This window comes from Streptomyces sp. NPDC102441 (assembly GCF_044765585.1).
Taxonomy (GTDB): domain Bacteria; phylum Actinomycetota; class Actinomycetes; order Streptomycetales; family Streptomycetaceae; genus Streptomyces.
Genome location: NZ_JBIWKH010000018.1, coordinates 91,513 through 109,376 on the forward strand (window position 1 = coordinate 91,513; position 17,864 = coordinate 109,376).

The 17,864-nt window shown below is 68.0% G+C and carries 19 protein-coding genes and 2 pseudogenes; 11 read left to right on the forward strand and 10 right to left on the reverse strand.

Translation table 11 applies throughout. The features are described from left to right. Positions 1–52: 52 nt before the first annotated feature. On the forward strand, positions 53–1,402 hold the full coding sequence (gene mshA / locus ACIREO_RS33110; protein ID WP_404116952.1) for a D-inositol-3-phosphate glycosyltransferase: 1,350 nt from the start codon (positions 53–55) through the stop codon (positions 1,400–1,402). Positions 1,403–1,451: 49 nt separating this feature from the next. Further along, entirely contained in the window at positions 1,452–1,958 is a 507-nt protein-coding gene (locus ACIREO_RS33115) for a YbjN domain-containing protein (protein WP_404116954.1), read from the forward strand. Positions 1,959–1,974: 16 nt separating this feature from the next. Here the strand turns inward: ACIREO_RS33115 and ACIREO_RS33120 are convergent, their stop codons facing one another. Next, positions 1,975–2,952, reverse strand: coding sequence for a phosphotransferase family protein (locus ACIREO_RS33120; RefSeq protein ID WP_404116957.1), 978 nt, complete (start codon positions 2,950–2,952; stop codon positions 1,975–1,977). A 224-nt stretch (positions 2,953–3,176) separates the two neighbouring features. Between ACIREO_RS33120 and ACIREO_RS33125 the strand changes: the two genes are divergently transcribed. Then, the gene (locus ACIREO_RS33125) at positions 3,177–3,956 is read left to right on the forward strand and encodes a hypothetical protein (protein WP_404116960.1); all 780 of its coding nucleotides are present in this window, start codon (positions 3,177–3,179) and stop codon (positions 3,954–3,956) included. 22 nt (positions 3,957–3,978) lie between these two features. Here the strand turns inward: ACIREO_RS33125 and ACIREO_RS33130 are convergent, their stop codons facing one another. After that, on the reverse strand, positions 3,979–4,221 hold the full coding sequence (locus ACIREO_RS33130) for a hypothetical protein (RefSeq protein WP_322984222.1): 243 nt from the start codon (positions 4,219–4,221) through the stop codon (positions 3,979–3,981). Beyond that, the gene (locus tag ACIREO_RS33135; protein WP_404116963.1) at positions 4,218–4,466 is read right to left on the reverse strand and encodes a hypothetical protein; all 249 of its coding nucleotides are present in this window, start codon (positions 4,464–4,466) and stop codon (positions 4,218–4,220) included. The genes ACIREO_RS33130 and ACIREO_RS33135 overlap by 4 nt, the downstream gene beginning before the upstream one ends. Positions 4,467–4,776: 310 nt before the next feature. On the opposite strand from ACIREO_RS33135, the pseudogene ACIREO_RS33140 reads away from it, so the two are divergent. Next, positions 4,777–5,361 (forward strand): annotated as a pseudogene (locus ACIREO_RS33140) (GNAT family N-acetyltransferase). A gap of 486 nt (positions 5,362–5,847) precedes the next feature. Here ACIREO_RS33140 and ACIREO_RS33145 read toward each other — a convergent pair. The 3 genes and pseudogenes from ACIREO_RS33145 to ACIREO_RS33155 all read right to left on the reverse strand — a co-directional run bounded on the left by ACIREO_RS33145 (position 5,848) and on the right by ACIREO_RS33155 (position 8,238). Further along, a complete protein-coding gene (locus tag ACIREO_RS33145; RefSeq protein WP_404116966.1) occupies positions 5,848–7,350 on the reverse strand; it encodes a DUF262 domain-containing protein in 1,503 nt (500 codons plus the stop codon). Between the two features lie 142 nt (positions 7,351–7,492). Further along, positions 7,493–7,936: pseudogene (locus tag ACIREO_RS33150) on the reverse strand (UTRA domain-containing protein); the annotation flags it as partial. Further along, positions 7,852–8,238: an NUDIX hydrolase gene (locus ACIREO_RS33155; RefSeq protein ID WP_404117139.1), complete on the reverse strand. Its 387-nt coding sequence runs from the start codon at positions 8,236–8,238 to the stop codon at positions 7,852–7,854. The pseudogene ACIREO_RS33150 and the gene ACIREO_RS33155, both read right to left, overlap by 85 nt. Here ACIREO_RS33155 and ACIREO_RS33160 point away from each other — a divergent pair. The 3 genes from ACIREO_RS33160 to ACIREO_RS33170 all read left to right on the forward strand — a co-directional run bounded on the left by ACIREO_RS33160 (position 8,145) and on the right by ACIREO_RS33170 (position 10,290). Beyond that, positions 8,145–8,372 (forward strand): DNA-binding protein, encoded by a 228-nt coding sequence (locus ACIREO_RS33160; protein ID WP_404117142.1) that lies wholly within the window; start codon positions 8,145–8,147, stop codon positions 8,370–8,372. The genes ACIREO_RS33155 and ACIREO_RS33160 overlap by 94 nt on opposite strands. Beyond that, positions 8,372–9,604: a tyrosine-type recombinase/integrase gene (locus ACIREO_RS33165; protein WP_404116969.1), complete on the forward strand. Its 1,233-nt coding sequence runs from the start codon at positions 8,372–8,374 to the stop codon at positions 9,602–9,604. The genes ACIREO_RS33160 and ACIREO_RS33165 overlap by 1 nt, the downstream gene beginning before the upstream one ends. A 497-nt stretch (positions 9,605–10,101) precedes the next feature. Continuing rightward, positions 10,102–10,290 (forward strand): hypothetical protein, encoded by a 189-nt coding sequence (locus ACIREO_RS33170; RefSeq protein ID WP_404116971.1) that lies wholly within the window; start codon positions 10,102–10,104, stop codon positions 10,288–10,290. Between the two features lie 86 nt (positions 10,291–10,376). Here ACIREO_RS33170 and ACIREO_RS33175 read toward each other — a convergent pair whose 3' ends face one another. Then, positions 10,377–11,138, reverse strand: coding sequence for a phosphoglyceromutase (locus ACIREO_RS33175; protein WP_404116973.1), 762 nt, complete (start codon positions 11,136–11,138; stop codon positions 10,377–10,379). Between the two features lie 199 nt (positions 11,139–11,337). Here ACIREO_RS33175 and ACIREO_RS33180 point away from each other — a divergent pair, with 199 nt between their 5' ends. After that, positions 11,338–12,669 carry an MDR family MFS transporter gene (locus tag ACIREO_RS33180; RefSeq protein WP_404116975.1) on the forward strand — a complete coding sequence of 444 codons (1,332 nt, stop codon included), beginning with the start codon at positions 11,338–11,340 and terminating at the stop codon, positions 12,667–12,669. A 93-nt stretch (positions 12,670–12,762) separates the two neighbouring features. Here the strand turns inward: ACIREO_RS33180 and ACIREO_RS33185 are convergent, their stop codons facing one another. Beyond that, positions 12,763–12,903, reverse strand: a complete 141-nt coding sequence (locus ACIREO_RS33185) for a hypothetical protein (RefSeq protein WP_327116189.1) — start codon at positions 12,901–12,903, stop codon at positions 12,763–12,765. A gap of 221 nt (positions 12,904–13,124) precedes the next feature. Beyond that, entirely contained in the window at positions 13,125–13,802 is a 678-nt protein-coding gene (gene phoU / locus ACIREO_RS33190; protein WP_404116977.1) for a phosphate signaling complex protein PhoU, read from the reverse strand. 228 nt (positions 13,803–14,030) lie between these two features. Here phoU and ACIREO_RS33195 point away from each other — a divergent pair, with 228 nt between their 5' ends. After that, on the forward strand, positions 14,031–15,299 hold the full coding sequence (locus ACIREO_RS33195) for a sensor histidine kinase (RefSeq protein ID WP_404116980.1): 1,269 nt from the start codon (positions 14,031–14,033) through the stop codon (positions 15,297–15,299). Beyond that, complete coding sequence (locus ACIREO_RS33200; RefSeq protein WP_404116982.1) at positions 15,296–15,976, forward strand: response regulator; 681 nt, start codon at positions 15,296–15,298, stop codon at positions 15,974–15,976. The genes ACIREO_RS33195 and ACIREO_RS33200 overlap by 4 nt, the downstream gene beginning before the upstream one ends. A 58-nt stretch (positions 15,977–16,034) precedes the next feature. Here the strand turns inward: ACIREO_RS33200 and ACIREO_RS33205 are convergent, their stop codons facing one another. Next, entirely contained in the window at positions 16,035–16,700 is a 666-nt protein-coding gene (locus ACIREO_RS33205; protein ID WP_404116985.1) for a DUF461 domain-containing protein, read from the reverse strand. 659 nt (positions 16,701–17,359) lie between these two features. Between ACIREO_RS33205 and ACIREO_RS33210 the strand changes: the two genes are divergently transcribed. Then, positions 17,360–17,842 (forward strand): CarD family transcriptional regulator, encoded by a 483-nt coding sequence (locus ACIREO_RS33210; protein ID WP_006380568.1) that lies wholly within the window; start codon positions 17,360–17,362, stop codon positions 17,840–17,842. The last annotated feature ends 22 nt before the right edge of the window (positions 17,843–17,864 follow it).

Genomic DNA, 17,864 nt, shown 5'->3' on the forward strand with positions numbered 1-17,864 from the left:
AGGGGTCGTGTGCCCTGTACGTGTCATGCCCTGAGCGAGGAGGAGCGGACCCGTGAGCCAGTACGTCTCCCGGCTCGGCAGCAGCCGTGCGGCACCCCGTATCCGCTTCCCGGGCACGTTCGCCGGGCCCCGTAAGCCACGCCGCGTCGCGATGCTCTCCGTGCACACCTCTCCGCTGCACCAGCCCGGTACCGGCGACGCGGGCGGCATGAACGTCTACATCGTGGAGCTGGCCAGGCGCCTCGCCGCGATCGGCATCGAGGTCGAGATCTTCACCCGGGCCACCACCGGCGGGCTGCCCCCGACGGTCGAACTGGCACCCGGAGTCCTGGTCCGGCACGTCGACGCGGGGCCCTACGAGGGTCTCGCCAAGGAAGAGCTGCCGGCCCAGCTGTGTGCCTTCACCCATGGCGTGATGCAGGCCTGGGCAGGCCAGCGCCCCGGGTACTACGACCTGGTCCACTCCCACTACTGGCTGTCCGGCCAGGTCGGCTGGCTCGCCGCCCAGCGCTGGGGCGTTCCCCTCGTCCACGCCATGCACACCATGGCGAAGGTCAAGAACGCCGCGCTCGCCGAGGGCGACACCCCCGAGCCCGCCGCCCGTGTCATCGGCGAGACCCAGATCGTGCACGCATCCGACCGGCTCATCGCGAACACCGCGGGCGAGGCCGACGAGCTCGTCCGCTTCTACGACGCGGACCCGGAGTCCGTCGCCGTCGTGCACCCCGGCGTGAACCTGGAGCGTTTCCGCCCCGGCGACGGCCGCGCAGCCGCCCGCGCACGCCTCGGCCTGCCGCGGGACGCGCTGATCCCGCTGTTCGCGGGGCGCATCCAGCCGCTGAAGGCCCCGGACGTGCTGCTGCGCGCCGTCGCCGTGCTCCTGGACGGTGACCCCTCGCTGCGCTCGCGCATCGTCGTACCCGTCGTCGGAGGCCCCAGCGGCAGCGGGCTCGCCAAGCCGGAGGGCCTCCAGAAGCTCGCCGCGCGCCTCGGCATCGCCGACGTCGTACGGTTCCATCCGCCGGTCGGGCAGGACGAGCTCGCCGACTGGTTCCGGGCGGCGTCCGTACTGGTCATGCCCTCGTACAACGAGTCCTTCGGGCTCGTCGCCATAGAGGCCCAGGCGGCCGGCACGCCCGTCGTCGCGGCGGCGGTCGGGGGCCTTCCGGTCGCCGTACGGGACGGAGTCAGCGGCTTCCTGATCCCGGGCCACGACCCGGCGGCGTACGCACAGGCGCTGGGCCGGTTCGCGGACAGCGCGGAGCTGGCCGGCCGGATGGGCGAGGCGGCGGCCGAGCACGCCCAGTCGTTCGGCTGGGACACGGCCGCGTCGGCCACCGCCGACGTGTACGCGGCGGCGATGCACGACCACCGGCGCCGCGCCCGCGCCCACCACGGCTGAGCGGAGGCGTCCGGCTGAGCGCGCGGACGCGTTGTCGTACGCTCGCACCATGGCTGACGTATCCGACGAGGCAGCAGCGGCGCAGGTCATCGAGGCGACGCTGAACGACGCGGAGCTCGAATGGGAGAGCCCCGAGCCCGGCAACTACGTCGTGAAGCTGCCCGGCACGCGCAAGCTGTCCACGACCTGTTCCCTGATCGTCGGGCAGCACTCCCTCTCCCTCAACGCGTTCGTCATCCGCCACCCCGACGAGAACGACGCGGCCGTGCACCGCTGGCTCCTGGAGCACAACCTCCGGCTGTTCGGAGTGAGTTACGCCATCGACCAGCTCGGCGACATCTACCTCGTCGGCCGGCTCCCGCTCTCGGTCGTCACCCCCGACGAGCTCGACCGGCTGCTGGGCGCGGTCCTGGAGGCGGCGGACGGCGCGTTCAACCCGCTGCTGGAACTGGGCTTCGCGAGCGCGATCCGCAAGGAGTACGCCTGGCGGGTGGAGCGCGGCGAATCGACCCGCAACCTGGACGCCTTCACGCATCTGACGCAGCGCCCGTCCTGAGGCCGGGACCGGCGCGCTACCTGAGCTCCTCCAGCGCCGCGTCGAGCCGCGGCGCCACCTCCCGCCAGGTCATGCCCACCACGTCGGGCGCGGCGCCCCGGGGCACCGTCTCGGTGAGCATGATCAGGTAGAGGTAGCTCCGGCAGAGGTCGATCCGGCGGCGTACGGACGGGGTGAAGTCGAGCGGTACGCCCGTCGCGGCCGCGTACCCCGCGAGGAAGTCCAGGTCCGTCTCCGGGTCTCCGAAGAGCGACGTGGAGACGAGATCGGCGAGCGGGTCGCCCCAGAACATCCGCTCGCCGTCGACGATCCCGCCGATGCGCCGGGCGCCGGGCTCCCCGGTCACCAGGAGGTTCCCCTGCCAGAGGTCGAAGTGGACCAGGGCGGGTCGCGTCACCTCGTCCAGCACGTCCGACGCCCCTGCGAGCACCTCGCGGATCCGCTCCGCCGGATACGGCAGCCTCGCCCCGTACCTCTCGGCGTCCGCGAGCACCGCTTCGGTCATCGCGGTGAACGCCTCGCACCAGGTGGAGGAGAGCGGCCCCAGGGGCTCGGCGGGGTACCCGAAACCACCGGGTCCCGTGACGCCGTGCAGCCGTCCGACGATGCTCCCGAGCTCGGTGCGCAGAGCGCGTGTCTCGTCGGCCGTCAGGTCACCGGCGACGGAGCTCCAGGGCCGTCCGGGGCGCGCGGTCATGACGACGTACGCCCCGGTCGGCGCCCAGGGGTCGAGCTCGCTGTGCACGACCTGCGGGATCGTGGCACCGCCCTCGGCGGCTCCGGCGCCGTAGAAGGTGACCTCGTTGACGAGCAGGCGCTGTTCGTAGCTCAGCCCGCCGGTGTGCGCCGGGGGAATCTTCACCACCCAGTCCCTGCCATCCCCGAAGGTCACACGGCTGACGGTGTTGTACGTGCCCCCGGCGAGCGGCTCGACGGACGCCGGCTCCCCGGCTCCCACGGCTCGGAGTACGGCTGTTGTGGCGTCGACGGACACGGGCGGCCCCCTCATGGCTGCGCCGCGGAGTGCGGTCGCCCCCACAGCGGCTTCACAGAATGATCACATCGGAGTCACGATCACGCTCCGCGGCCGTCGGGGGCGGTCATCGGACAGGTGTCCGATCGTAGAGTGTCCCGTACTGCGACAGCCCTGCCCTGCCGGCCCTGAATCACGCCCAGGGGCGGGGGTGTTGCTCCTTCGGACCGAGAGATGAACGAACCATGCGCGCCACCGCAGTCCGCCGTACCGCCCTCACCGCCGCCGTGGCGTCCCTGACCCTGTTCGCCACCGCCTGCAGTGGCTCGGACTCCGACGCCAAGGGGGACGGCGGCACCTCGGGCGGCAAGGACGACGCCTCCTCCAAGCCCGCGGCGGTCAAGGCGCTGACGTCGGCCGAGCTGGAGAAGGTGTCGCTGGAGCAGGGTGACGTCGCGGGCCACAAGGTCTCGAAGACCGGCCCCGAGGACATCGCACAGCCCGGGGAGGTCACCGTCGACAAGAAGGAGTGCGAGCCCATCGGCTTCGCCTTCTACGGGGTGAAGCGGGGGGCCCCGGTCGGCAACGCCGGGCGCAAGGTCGTCCAGGAGCCCAAGACGGACGAGTCCGCCGACCCCGAGGACGCGCTCGCCGGCCTGCTCGACATGACGTCGTCCCTGGTCACCTTGGCCTCGTACGAGGGCGACGGCGCGGCGACGAACATCGAGGAGCTCCGCACCTCCGCGGCCGAGTGCGCGACCGGCGGGTTCACCCTGTCCATGAAGGGCTCGAAGCAGAAGATCACCAAGCTGACCGAGGAGAAGGCCACCGGCGGCGAGGAGGCTCTCGCCTGGCGCGTGCAGATGGGGGAGGGCGACGAGGTGGCCCCCTTCAAGCTGGTGACGGTGCGTCAGGGCGGGACGGTCGCAACGTTCTTCTCCTTCAACCTCGGTAAGACGGGCGCGGACTCCGACTTCGCGCAGCCGACCGCGGTGATCGACGCGCAGGTCAAGAAGCTCGGCTGAGGCCCACGGTCGTTTCTCCGGGTCACGGCAGCGGTACGAGCCTGACCACGGTGACCGTCAGCACGGACCCGGAGACGTAGTAGAGGACGATCGCGCCGTAGACCGTCGCCTCACGCCGGTCGCGTTCCCGCTTCACGGCGGACGAGGCGTGTCCGTACGGGTCCAGGCCCAGGGTGCGCGCCATCTCGTCCCGGAACGAGTCGCCGTCGCGCATCTTGGCAAGAGTGTCGTCGGCGGGCGGTGCGTAGGAGATGCGGAAGCTCAAGCGACGTTCCGCCTCTCGGCCTCGTCCTGCGCCAGCCGGTCCAGAATCTGTTCGGCCTCGGGGTCGGGTACGGACTCCAGCATCCAGTGCCGCATGACGGCCTGGATCTCGTGCACCCCGGCCTCGTTGATGGCCTGGTCGAACTCCTCGCGTCTCTCCTCGGGCAGCGCGGCACGGATCGCCGGAATGCTGTTGGGCACCTCGACCTCGGTGCCGCTGACGAAGGTCTTCAGAGACTCGCCCATGATCGCTCTCCCCGATCTCCTTGCTCTCCGCGCCCCGCCTGCCCGCACTGCTGGGGGTGTGCACCTGGGCAACAGGCAGGTGTGGGGGCCACGTTAGCGGGTGCCCGCCCGGGCGGGGGGTAGGCTCCCCGCCGCGCCGGGCGAGGCATCCGCGGCCTGTACGGGCGGGGATGAGGCCGGGGCCCGTCAACGGGGCGGGCGCTTCCTGCCGTTGGGCCCGGGCCGTCACGCGGTGTGCGGGGGCTGCCCTTGAACAGGGCGCTCGGCGAGCGTCGTTGCCCGGGCGCCCGCCGGCGGGTCATCATGACCTGTGACCGGAGCCTTGCCGACGCCGCCCGTCATCGCCTCCGGCTCACTCGCCGACTCTGCGCAGCCTGTGATCGAGACGGCCCGGGGGCTTCTGCTGCGTCCGTGGGAACGAGCCGACGCACCCGTGTTCCTCTCCCCCTACCAGGACGGCGAGATCCGGCGCCGGCACACGCGCCGCCCCTCGACCGGGAGCCAGGTCCGGGAGTGGTTCGACACCTACGGGCAGGACTGGCAACGGGAGAAGGGCGGCCACTGGGCGATCACCGGCGACGGAGGCTAGGTGCTCGGCCGGATCGCCCTGCGCGGCCTGGACTTCGACGACGGAAACGCCGACGTCGCCTACTGGGCACTCCCATGGGCGCGCGGCACCGGCGTGGCATCCCACGCCCTCATGGGGCTCAGCACCTGGGCCCTGGACGAGATCGGCTTCTGCCGTCTGGAACTGGACCACTCGACACGGAACCACGCCTCGTGCCGGGTCGCCGAAAAGTGCGGCTACGCCCTGGAGGGCACCAAGCGCAGCGCCGCCCTGCATGACGACGGCCGGCACGACATGCACCTGCACGCCCGTGTCCGAGTCCACTGAGTACCTTCGAACCTGCACCAAGAAGCCCCCCACTCGCGGAGAATCCGCAGGTGGGGGGCCATTTCGGCTCTGCTTACTTCTTCTTGCCCTGGGTCTTGCGGGAGATCTCGGCGACCAGGGTTTTCGCAGGTGGGGACGCTGATCGCCTGCGGGTGAGTAGTCGCCATTGGGTGTCATCGAGTGCCCTTGAGCAACCTCGGACGGCCCAGAGACGGCCCAGCCTCAGGCTCCCCGAGCACCCCTTCAGAAGCTCACTTGCACCCGACACGGTTCCACGTGGAGACACATTTCCTGTCGGGCGTAGCCCCCGGGAACGCCTACGCCAGCGGCATCCCAGATGGGTTGGGATTCATGGAAGTGCCCGTTCCCCTGTGTGGGTCGACGGCAGACGGTATGGGAGCAGGAGCGAGTTTTGGGCGGGACCGGGAGATCGAAGCCTGAGGTCCCGCTCAAAACCACTACCTACCTGCCGGCGCGAACTCGCGCCTAGAGCGCTTCTACGTCAAGCACTTCAAGGTCATCGGCAATGGCTCGAAGGAGCGCAGCCTGGACTAGAGGGAATCGTTCGGGAGCTAGCGCGCCAGGCGTCGTCTCCCCGGAGGCGTAGCGGGCAAAGGCTTCGCCAATTTTCCTCCGTTTACTCGCAACTGCTCCCGTCTTGCCATGGTCGACGTCGTGCTGGAGGCCAGTGCGCAGAAGATTTACATCGACGAATGATGAAGGTGCGACATCGTTAGGGAGTCGACTGCCCGGCCCTTCCCGCAGAGTGAAATATAGATCTCCGATGAGATTCGCATACGCCTCGAAGTTCTCGATTGGCTGACGAATTGAAGTCATCGCACCAAAGGTTCTATTCGTGGGCTTAAAGAAATCTGAACCGTTCTTGGCGGAGTACTGATCGTTTTTGAGTGAAATGAGACTGCTAATTCGCTTCCCGAGGTTATCAATTTCCTCACGCAGGGTGGTTGTGGATGTCTCCTGTAGGGACAGAGTGTTCATCCATGACGGATCGGAGATCAGCAGCTTTCGCAGCAGGATCTCATGCCGCTCTTTGGCGCCTGACTTGACGTTAGCGGACAGCGTACGCTGATATTTAAGGTACGAAGTATCTGTCGCCTTCGTGCCCAGTTCATTCTGCTTGGCCAGCTCCGTGATGAAGTCATTGCAGAATTCGTGGAGCTTCTGCTCGGTTCCCGCAGACTTCCCCCTTGCCACGATTGCGGCCGCCAAGGTTATAAACGATTGAATGGTGCTCCTGTTGCGAAGTGAGGAACTCTTTTCAGGGAAAGTGCGGTTAAGGTAGTCGAGCGTACTGAGAAGCCTCTTGGCTACTTCGGAGGTCTCCCCGAAGTAGCTCTGCGAATCAGAGAGAGCCTTGAGTTCATCGTAGCGCAGGCTCACACCGAATCCCTCGAGCTCGAGAGCGAGGGCCTTCAGCGACATGTCGAAGTAGGCCTTCCGCGTGTTATTGCTCGCCACTTTTTTGAAAAAGAATTCATGAGTGGCCAACTTGCGTGCGAAACGCGTCAGGTTGCTATTTACCGAGTTGAGCCGTTCGGCGGCCGTAAGGCTCTTTCCGGCCTGGAGCCGCTGGAAGAACTCCTGGATGTCGTCATCGGTGGCATCGGTAATCTCGTCGTACTGGATCTCGAAATCATCAAAGTCGTCGGTAATTGCGTCAGGGAGGTCTGAGTAGGTGGATCCTCCGAAACGCTTAGCAGACTCATCCGAGAGTTGCAATTTACCCTCGAAGAACTCCCAGATTGTAGCAAGACGCTGCTGCCCATCTACAACATCGAACTCGTCGGGATCGCTAGACGTCTTGGCGAAGTAGAACTTCGGGAGCTTCCAGCCGTTCAGGATGGAGTCGATAAGCAGCCTCTTTTGCTGGGGTGCCCACACCTCATCCCGCTGCCAATCAGGAATGTCGTATCGGCCACGGCGCTTAAATACCTTATCGAGCGCCATACTGCGCGGCTCCATCTTCATTTACTTTCCCCACCTTCAAGGCGCGTTTGCAACCTGTGCGACTGATCCGATGGGTGAATCGTAGTCATCCAGGGAGAAGCTCGCAGGTAGTTAATGAATCCAGTCTGATGACTTGTCTTCCTGCACTGCCCCCACCTTCGAACTACCGGCTGATCGGGATCTCGTACACGATCTCGCAGTGCGCGGCGGGCACCACGATGTCCGCTGTCTCCACGGGACGGCCCCGGTCGCTGTAGTACGTCCGCCGGATGTGCGTCACGAGCGCGGCTTTCTGGATACCGAGTAGCGATGCTTCCTCGGCGGTCGCGTGCCGCGGTTCGGGCTGCTCCACCGCGTGGCTGACGGTGACTCCGATCGTGGCCATGCGGTTCACGACACCTGCCCCGGCGTGCGGCCCTCCCTCGGGGAGGACGACGAGTGTGCCGGCGGTGAGGTCGTAGGGCTCCCAACTCGTCGACAGCTGCACCGGCCTGCCGTCCGCCAGGAACTCGTACGTCGTCTTCACGCACAGCTCGCCCTCGGCGATCCCGAGCCGCGCCGCGATCTCCGCCGGGGCCGGCACCTTCGCGTCGGTCCGGCTCTCCCGACCTCGGACATCCACTCGGTGACCTCGTCCGGCGTGAGCCAGCCGACCGCCGTCGATTCGCTGGACGTGCGCTCGCTTCCGCCGGCGGGCTTGCATCGGAAGACCAGGGCCACGATGCCTCGGGTGGTGTTCTTGTAGACCCCGGTGAGCTCGACCACCTCGACGTGGATGCCCGTCTCCTCCAGGACCTCGCGCCGAACGCCCGCCTCTGGGGTCTCGTCGAGTTCGAGTACGCCGCCGGGGAGCTCCCAAGTGCCGTTGTCGGCACGGCGGATCGCCAGAAGTCGTCCGTCCTCGCGCACGACCACTCCGGCTACGGACATGGCGTCGGAAGCGAACCGGACCCCGCGGCTTCCGCGTCGGCCGGCACCTCCGCTTCGACCCCGACGACGTACGGGTCTGGGTCGACTCCCGACGAAGCGAGGCGGCTGCCTGATGGCCGGACACATCCAGGACCGCTGGTTCGTGACAGTGACCGGTCCTGACGGCAAGCCGCGCAAAATGAAGTCGGATCGCTACGGAGTGGGGTCCCGCTACCGCGCGCGCTACGTCGGGCCGGACGGCACGGAGAAGTCGAAGAGCTTCCCGGACCGACAGAAGCGGCTCGCTGATCAGTGGCTGGCCCATACCGAAGCGGACATGGCGCGGGGACAGTACATCGATCCCCGCGCGGCCCGGACCACCTTCCAGCAGTACGCGGAGGGCTGGGTGTCCAGCCAAGGGGCGGACCCCAACACCCAAGCCTCGATGGAGTCGCAGCTCCGGCTGCACGCGTTCCCGTACCTCGGCACGCGTCCGCTCGGTTCGTTCCAGCCGGCGCACATCCGCTACTGGGTGCAGCAACTCCAAGCGAACGGTGTGCGTGGCTCGTACGCCCGGACGATCTACTCCAACGTGCGGGCGGCTCTGAGTGCGGCCGTGGACGACGGACACCTTTCCCGTAACCCTTGCGCTGCCCGCTCGGTCCGGGCTCCGACCGTGGACACGAAGCGCGTCACGCCGTGGACGCCGGAACGGCTCTTCGCCGTGCGTGCGGGCATGCCCGACCGGTACCAATCGATGGTCGACCTGGGCGGCGGCTGCGGCGTGCGGCAGGGCGAGATCCTGGGCGTCGCGGTGGACGCGATCGACTTTGACTCGGACACGCTGCACGTCGTCCAGCAACTCAAGCTCAGCCGCAGCAAGCCCGTCTTCGCCCCGCCCAAGGGCGGCAAGCTCCGGGATGTGCCGCTCCACGGCCCCGTCGCGGACTCGCTGCGGGCCCACATGAAGCAGTACCCGCCGGTCGAGATCACGTTGCCGTGGAAGGTCGCGGGCGGGCCGCCGGTGACCAAGCGGCTCATCTTCACGGGCCCGCGCGGTGGCCACGTCTGGCGAACTTCGCTCAACGAGGAGGCGTGGAAACCGGCTCTGGCCTCGGCCGGCGTCATCCCGGTGCCTGAGGACGGCGCGTCGTACGCGGAGTCACGCGAGAACGGGATGCATGCGATGCGGCACTTCTACGCGTCGGCACTGCTGGACGCCGGGGAGAACATCAAGGCGCTGGCCGAGTGCCTCGGGCACTCGGACCCTGGGATGACGCTGCGGGTGTACGCGCACCTGATGCCGTCCAGCCAGGAGCGCACCCGCAAGGCGATCAGCGCGATCTTCGGATCGCAGAGTTTCTAGCTGCCGACCACTAGCGCCAAGGGTGGCAGAGCCGGATCCTCACACTCCAGGTTTCATTTCAAAGCTCTGCCATCTTCGCTACAGGGTTCACTGCAAAGTTCCCTATTGGCGTCACTATGAGACTAGCTATCGGTTTCCCTATTGGCGTCACTATGAGACTAGCTATCGGCTTCCCTGTCAGGCTAACTATCGGGTTCCCAGGTCACACCCCATGCCGTGAGCGACGCAGCGAGGCGACTACCGCGATCAACCGTCCCTAGAGGTCAACACCCGACCAAGAGACTGGACACCTCCGAAACACTCGTCTGGAGTTCCACCATCTGCAGCGCTGCATGAAAATGAGGGACTTGTCGAGGCTCTCATCTGCAGACTTTCCATTTCCCCATTCGGCCGCTAAGGTCCACTACACCATCGCGGGAAACAAGAGGGGCCGCCCACGGGAATGGGCGGCCCCTCACCCCGTCGGCGCAATTATTTCCACTCTTACAGGAGAACTCATGGAACCAACGGAGAACGCCATGGTGCCACGCCCTGGTCTACGTATCGACCTTCTCCCGCGTGAGCTGCAGGTCGGCATCATCGGCGTCGGAGGCGCGACTCTGGCCCTCTGGATCGGAGCCGAACTGCTTGCCGTCCTCCCGTTGGCCTTCCTGGTGTCAGTCCGCGTGAGGATCCGCCGCATCTGAGCGCGACGGCCCACAGACGGCCCCGCACAGCAAAGAGCCCCCTACCTACGGGAGAAATCGCAGGTGGGGGGCTTGTTCGTGCGTGCTTACTTCTTCTTGCCCTGGTTCTTCACTGCCTCGATCGCGGCCTTCGCCGCGTCCGGGTCGAGGTAGGTGCCGCCCGGCTTCAGGGGGCGGAAGTCGGCGTCCAGCTCGTAGGCGAGCGGGATGCCGGTCGGGATGTTGAGGCCCGAGATGGCGTCGTCGGAGATGCCGTCCAGGTGCTTCACCAGGCCACGCAGGCTGTTGCCGTGGGCGGCGACCAGGACGGTCTTGCCGTCGAGGAGGTCCGGGACGATGCCGTCGTACCAGTACGGCAGCATGCGCTCGACGACGTCCTTGAGGCACTCCGTGCGCGGGCGCAGCTCCGACGGGATGGAGGCGTAGCGCGGGTCGTCGCTCTGCGAGAACTCGGTGCCGTCCTCCAGGGCGGGCGGCGGGGTGTCGTACGAACGGCGCCAGAGCATGAACTGCTCCTCGCCGAACTCGGCGAGAGTCTGGGCCTTGTCCTTGCCCTGGAGGGCGCCGTAGTGGCGCTCGTTCAGACGCCAGGAGCGGTGCACGGGGATCCAGTGGCGGTCCGCGGCTTCCAGCCCGAGCTGGGCGGTGCGGATCGCGCGCTTCTGGAGGGAGGTGTGCACGACGTCGGGGAGCAGGCCGGCGTCCTTGAGCAGCTCACCGCCGCGGACCGCCTCCTTCTCGCCCTTGTCGGTGAGGTCTACGTCCACCCATCCGGTGAACAGGTTCTTCGCGTTCCATTCACTCTCGCCGTGGCGGAGCAGGATCAGCTTGTACGGTGCGTCGGCCATGGGTCCGAGCGTAATCGAACCCGCGCGCCCTCCGCGCGCTCGGCCAAAGGGCGGACCGGGCGGGGCCGGGACGCGACGTTTGACGGGTGGCGTCAATCGAGTGGCGGCGGGAATTCCGCTTACGTAACGTCCGGACAGCCGAAGGGCCGCTTACACAGGCCCGCGCCTCATCCGTACACGCACGTCCCGGGGGAGCCCTATGCCGGTCGCCGGTCTCAGAAAGGCCGCACACGAGACGGTCGCCGGTCTCCCCAGGGAGTTCTGGTGGCTGTGGACCAGCACGCTCGTCAATCGCCTCGGGGCGTTCGTCGCCACGTTCATGGCGCTCTATCTGACCCTGGACCGGGGCTACTCGGCCTCGTACGCAGGTCTCGTCGCGTCCCTCTACGGGCTCGGCGGTGTCGTGTCGTCCCTGGGCGCAGGGGTGATGACGGACCGGCTGGGGCGCCGGCCGACGATGCTGATCGCGCAGCTCTCGACCGCCGTCTCCGTGGCCGTGCTCGGTTTCATGATCCATCCGGTGGCGATCGCCGGCGTGGCCTTCGTCGTGGGTATGGCGAGCAACGCGTCCCGGCCGGCCGTGCAGGCGATGATGGCCGACATCGTCCGGCCCGAGGACCGGGTACGGGCCTTCTCGCTCAACTACTGGGCCATCAACATGGGGTTCGCCGTCTCGTCGACCGGGGCGGGGTTCATCGCGGAGTACAGCTATCTGGCCGGTTTCATGGGCGAGGCGGCCCTCACGCTGCTCTGCGCCGTCGTCGTCTTCCTCAAGGTGCCGGAGTCCCGGCCCGAGGTGGTGCCCCGGCCCGAGGGTGCCCCGGCACCGGACGACGTGAGGATGGGTACGGTCCTGCGGGACGGGCGCTTCATGGGGGTCGTCGGACTGTCGTTCCTGGTCGCGCTGATCTTCCAGCAGGGCTACGTGGGCCTGCCGGTGGCCATGGGCGTGGACGGGCTGTCCAGCTCCGACTTCGGCACGGCCATCGCCGTCAACGGCGTGCTGATCGTGGCCCTGCAGATCCCGGTCACCCGGCTCATCCAGGATCACGATCCGCGCAGGCTGCTGATCCTCTCGTCCCTGCTCGCGGGCTACGGCTTCGGGCTGACCGCCTTCGCGGGGTCGGTCGGGGTCTACGCGCTGACGGTCTGCGTCTGGACCCTGGCCGAGATCGTCAACGCGCCGACGCAGACGGGCATCGTCGTGCAGCTGTCCCCGGTTCACGGGCGGGGCCGCTACCAGGGCATGTACACGATGTCCTGGTCGGTGGCGGGTCTCGTCGCCCCGCTGATGTCCGGCTTCATGATCGACCACTACGGCGCCGTCTGGCTGTGGGGGACCTGCGCGGTGCTGGGCACAGTGGCCGCGTTCGGATACTGGCTGCTGATGCGGAACCTGAGCTTCCAGGACCCGGCCGCGGCCGTGACGGCCGCGCCCGTCGCACCGCCCGTCGCACCGCCCGTCGCCGGGGCACCACCCGCCGCCGTCGCACCGTCCGTCGAGCGGGCCGCGACCGAGCCGATGGTCTGAGGGCAGGCGGCAGTGGCGCCCCGCGGCGGACGCGTGTCCGCCGCGGGGCGCACCCGTGCTCGGCCCTACTCGGCCCTACTCAGCCACCGCGACTCAGCCACCGCACTGGCACGGCGCGCCGGACTGGCAGCCGCACCCGCAGCCCGAGCCGCAGCCGCAGGCCCCCAGCACGGTCAGATGCACCACTTCGGTCGGGGGCTCCTGCTGGGGTTCGGTCACCGGGGAATCGGCCATGGTCCCTCCTCAGGGCGTAAGACGGGGGTACGACGCGATGGCGCACACCCATGCCGCACGGCGCGTGTGTGTCGCGCACATGCGTACGACGGGGTGTACGGCATGGAGTGCCGCTCCCCGCACCCATTGCATGCCCAGCCCTGAGGGCGCATCAACGGCGCATGAGCGCTGGAACAGATGCGCGACCGTCGAGACGTCCGCGCCCCCTACGCCCCCTCCACCTACGCCCCTTCCACCTGCGACCCGGCCTGGATCTCGTCCGCGTGCTCACCCGTGACCAGGTAGACGACCCGCTTGGCGACCGAGACGGCGTGGTCGGCGAAGCGCTCGTAATAGCGGCCGAGCAGGGTGACGTCGACTGCGGTCTCGATGCCGTGCTTCCAGCGGTCGTCCATCAGGTGCTGGAACAGCGTGCGGTGCAGCAGGTCCATCTCGTCGTCGTCCTGCTCCAGCTGAAGTGCCAGGTCGACGTCCTTCGTGATGATCACCTCGGCGGCCTTCGCCATCAGCCGCTGGGCGAGCTGCCCCATCTCCAGGATGGTGGCGTGCAGGTCGTGCGGCACCGCCGACGAGGGGAAGCGCAGCCGCGCCAGCTTGGCGACGTGCTGGGCGAGGTCGCCCGAGCGCTCCAGGTCGGCGCTCATCCGCAGCGAGGTGACCACTATCCGCAGATCGGTGGCGACCGGCTGCTGGCGGGCCAGCAGCGCGATGGCACGGGCCTCCAGGTCGTGCTGGAGGTCGTCGACCTTCTGGTCCGCGGCGATCACGCTCTCGGCGAGCTTGAGATCGGCGTCGAGCATGGACGTCGTGGCCCGCCCGATCGCCGAACCGACGAGCCGGGCCATCTCGACCAGGTCCTCGCCGATCGAATCGAGTTCCTCGTGATAAGCGTCGCGCATGGAAGTCCCTCTCCAGATCCTTGGCCCGACCTGCGATCGGGGGCGGGCTTACTGAGGCCGGGGTCTTGGGGCCCGGCCCCCACGCTGCCACGGTGCGGGGCCAACGCGTCGGGATCCGGCCTCCTAAGTGAACCGGCACTATCCCCTCGGTGAACTCTGGGCGACGAGTGTTCGAGATAGCACCCGGATGGCTGGGAGAGTGTCGGCGCGCCCGCATAACCTTGAGGCATGGACGTGAACGCGGCGGTCGCCGCAGCTGCCGCGATCGCCGGGCTGTGTACCGGTGTGATCGCGATGCTGGCGTTCCGCTGGAGCGAACGCGAGCAGAAGCGGCCCACGCGTACGTCCCTGCGGCCCGACGGCAACGCCGCGCTTCCCCCAGGGGTGGACACGGTCCTCTCCGTGCTCAGCTCGTCCGCCGTGGTGCTCGACGAGAGCGACAGCGTGGTCAAGGCCAGCTCCGCCGCGTATGCGCTGGGCCTGGTCAGGGGCGGACGCCTGGCGGTCGAGCCGATGCTCCACATGGCCAGGGACACCCGGCGCGACGGTGAGATACGGCAGGTCGAGCTGGACCTCCCGCGTCGAGGTACGGGCAGGGGCGAGGCGCTCGCCGTCTCGGCCCGCGTCGCCCCGCTGGGCTCCCGCCTGGTCCTCCTGCTGGTCGAGGACCTCACGGAGGCGCGTCGCATAGAAGCGGTGCGGCGTGACTTCGTCGCCAACGTCAGCCATGAGCTCAAGACCCCGGTCGGTGCGCTCTCCCTGCTCTCCGAAGCGGTCATGGACGCCTGCGACGACCCGGAGGCGGTGCAGCGGTTCGCGGGCCGTATGGAGATCGAGGCGACCCGGCTGACCAACCTCGTCCAGGAGCTCATCGACCTCTCCCGGGTGCAGAACGACGACCCGCTGGAGGACGCCGAGCCCGTACGGGTGGAGGACCTGGTCGTCGAGGCCGTCGACCGGTGCAGGCAGCAGGCCGGTTCGAAGCAGATCACCATGGCTCCGGGCGGCACCGCGGACCTCTTCGTCTGGGGTAACCGCAGCCAGCTCGCGGCCGCTCTCGGCAATCTCGTGGAGAATGCCGTCAACTACAGCCCCGCCCGCACACGCGTCGGCATCGCAGTCCGGAAGCTGGCTGCTCCCGGCGGGGATCTGATCGAGATAGCTGTGACCGACCAGGGCATCGGCATCTCCGAGAAGGACCGTGAGCGTGTCTTCGAGCGGTTCTACCGCGTCGACCCGGCCCGCTCACGGGCCACCGGTGGCACCGGTCTCGGCCTCGCCATCGTCAAGCATGTGGCCGCCTCGCACGGCGGGGAGGTCACCGTATGGAGCTCGGAGGGACAGGGCTCCACGTTCACCCTGCGACTGCCCGAGTCGGGCGTCGTACGGGGTCGTACCACCGGCGGACCCCTCGTCGTCAACGGTGCTGTTGACGACGACGGGCCGTACGAGACCGATTCCTTTGAACCATTCCCTGCCCCGGAGGCCCTTCCGTGACCCGAGTGCTTGTCGTCGAGGATGAGGAATCCTTCAGCGACGCCCTGTCCTACATGCTCCGCAAGGAAGGCTTCGAGGTGGCCATCGCGGCCACCGGCCCGGACGGCCTCGACGAGTTCGAGCGCAACGGCGCCGACCTCGTGCTGCTCGACCTGATGCTGCCGGGCCTGCCCGGCACGGAGGTCTGCCGGCAGCTGCGCGTCCGGTCCAACGTCCCGGTGATCATGGTCACCGCCAAGGACAGCGAGATCGACAAGGTCGTGGGCCTGGAAATAGGAGCCGACGACTATGTGACCAAGCCCTTCTCCTCGCGGGAGCTGGTGGCCCGCATCCGAGCGGTCCTGCGCCGTCGCGGCGAGCCGGAGGAGGCCACCCCGGCGGCGCTGGAGGCCGGTCCGGTGCGGATGGACGTGGACCGCCACGTCGTCACGGTCTCCGGCGGCAAGGTCGACCTCCCGCTGAAGGAGTTCGACCTTCTCGAGATGCTCCTGCGCAACGCGGGGCGGGTGCTGACGCGCATGCAGCTGATCGACCGGGTCTGGGGTGCGGACTACGTGGGCGACACCAAGACGCTGGACGTCCACGTCAAGCGGCTGCGCGCCAAGATCGAGCCCGACCCCGGGGCGCCGCGTTACCTCGTGACGGTGCGGGGCCTGGGTTACAAGTTCGAGCCGTAAACCGAAGACCGCGGGTCACGTGGGGGTGTCTCCGCCGGAGACACCCCCACGCGCGCGATCAGTGGGTGGCGGCAGCGTCGTCCGCCGTGGCCGCCTCGTCCGAGGCGGACGGGTCGGTCGTTGTACCCGACGGGCTCCCGGAATCCGAGGGCTCGCCCGTAGTCCCGGACGCGGAGTCCGAGGGGCTGGGCGTGGGCTCGGCCGACGGCAGTGCGCTCGGGCCGAAGTCCTTGAAGAAGCTGGTCGCCGGGACGATCGCGGCGCCGAGCTCGATGTCCCCGGTCTCGCTGAACGTGAAGGCGACGTTCTGCACGTTGCCGTTCGTCCCTGCCTGACGGCCGTTCTCGATCACGGCCGAGGCGTTGTTCTTCCCGCCGATGACCAGCCGGCCGCCGGCCGGGACCTCGAGCGGCCCCTTGCCCTTGGCGGGCTTCAGCTCCACCGTGGTGTCGGTGCCCGGCAGGGTGACCTTCTCCACGGTCTCGGGCTTCGGGCCGTCGTTGAAGAGGGTGGCGGCGATGACGGCCGGGCCCTCGGCCTCCGGCTCGGGCTGGGTGATGATGTTCAGGTTCTGGATCTTGATGGAGTCCACAGCGGTGGCTGCGTTGTCCGGCCTGACCTGAAGCGTCTGCGCGTCATTGCCCGCACTGCATGCGGACAGCGCGGCGATCGAGAACACGACGGCAGTGGCGGCGAGGGCGCCGTGTCGAAGGCTGCGGCTCACGGCGGCGGCAACTCCTTGAACGTTCGGACTGCGGACTTCGGACTCTGCGGACAGGAAGGCCCGAGCGGCCGTAAAGCCGCCCTAAGTGTGTGTCAGCGGGCTCAGGTTACCGAGCCGCAGTCCCGGGCCCGCACCCGACCCGCCTCTCGGGCCGCCCGACCTGTCGGCGGCACCCCCGGCCGCGGCGCGGACATCCCCCGGCCCTGTCCCGGCCCTCTCCCCGGGCGTGACGATTCGCACGGCGTTCACAAAGCGCGGGTGAGCAGTGCGTTGACCGGCCGAAGATCGATTTCCGGGTGGTGGCGCATTTCCCGTGCATAATCCACCCGGTCCCGGCTCGTTGATCAATTCAATGGCCACGGACGCTAAGAGCCGTACGGGTGATCGAGGTCCGAACGGAGTACGAAAGTTCACCATCCGGAATCCGGCAAAACGGGACGTTCGGCCCCTTCTTGAGGGCTTCCGGCACCTGTGACGCGCATGTTTCGGCTCGGTCGCACGCCCGCTCCGACCTGCGAATATCGCCTTCCGGAAGGCTCCCGCAGCACGTTCCTGTTGCAGTTGTCAAGCCCCGAGATATGCCCTGACCTGCGAAAACGCCATTCAGGAGAAGCGGTTCTCGTGTTACTCTGGATAGCCACGGAAGGGGTACCTGTCACATGACGTTCAAGGTTGGCGACACCGTGGTCTATCCCCATCACGGGGCCGCGCTGATCGAGGCTATCGAAACTCGCCAGATCAAAGGCGTGGACAAGACCTACTTGGTGCTCAAGGTCGCCCAGGGCGACTTGACGGTTCGTGTACCGGCGGACAATGCGGAGTTCGTCGGTGTGCGCGACGTAGTCGGGCAGGAAGGGCTGGACCGGGTCTTCGAGGTGCTGCGCGCGCCGTACGCCGAAGAGCCGACGAACTGGTCCCGACGCTACAAGGCAAATCTTGAGAAGCTCGCCTCCGGCGATGTCATCAAGGTCGCCGAAGTGGTGCGTGACCTGTGGCGTCGCGAGCGCGAGCGTGGACTCTCCGCAGGTGAGAAGCGCATGCTCGCCAAGGCCCGCCAGATCCTGGTGAGCGAGCTCGCTCTCGCGGAGAACACGAACGAGGACAAGGCCGAGGCCCTGCTCGACGAGGTCCTCGCGTCCTGAACCGGACAACACCGGTGACCGG

Bases quoted from the DNA above. Each gene is read 5' to 3' on its own strand.
- ACIREO_RS33115 (WP_404116954.1), top strand. From the start codon at position 1,452: ATGGCTGACGTATCCGACGAGGCAGCAGCGGCGCAGGTCATCGAGGCG.
- ACIREO_RS33125 (WP_404116960.1), top strand. From the start codon at position 3,177: ATGCGCGCCACCGCAGTCCGCCGTACCGCCCTCACCGCCGCCGTGGCG.
- ACIREO_RS33135 (WP_404116963.1), bottom strand. From the start codon at position 4,466: ATGGGCGAGTCTCTGAAGACCTTCGTCAGCGGCACCGAGGTCGAGGTG.
- ACIREO_RS33145 (WP_404116966.1), bottom strand. From the start codon at position 7,350: ATGAAGATGGAGCCGCGCAGTATGGCGCTCGATAAGGTATTTAAGCGC.
- ACIREO_RS33165 (WP_404116969.1), top strand. From the start codon at position 8,372: ATGGCCGGACACATCCAGGACCGCTGGTTCGTGACAGTGACCGGTCCT.
- ACIREO_RS33170 (WP_404116971.1), top strand. From the start codon at position 10,102: ATGGAACCAACGGAGAACGCCATGGTGCCACGCCCTGGTCTACGTATC.
- ACIREO_RS33175 (WP_404116973.1), bottom strand. From the start codon at position 11,138: ATGGCCGACGCACCGTACAAGCTGATCCTGCTCCGCCACGGCGAGAGT.
- ACIREO_RS33180 (WP_404116975.1), top strand. From the start codon at position 11,338: ATGCCGGTCGCCGGTCTCAGAAAGGCCGCACACGAGACGGTCGCCGGT.
- ACIREO_RS33185 (WP_327116189.1), bottom strand. From the start codon at position 12,903: ATGGCCGATTCCCCGGTGACCGAACCCCAGCAGGAGCCCCCGACCGAA.
- phoU (WP_404116977.1), bottom strand. From the start codon at position 13,802: ATGCGCGACGCTTATCACGAGGAACTCGATTCGATCGGCGAGGACCTG.
- ACIREO_RS33195 (WP_404116980.1), top strand. From the start codon at position 14,031: ATGGACGTGAACGCGGCGGTCGCCGCAGCTGCCGCGATCGCCGGGCTG.
- ACIREO_RS33210 (WP_006380568.1), top strand. From the start codon at position 17,360: ATGACGTTCAAGGTTGGCGACACCGTGGTCTATCCCCATCACGGGGCC.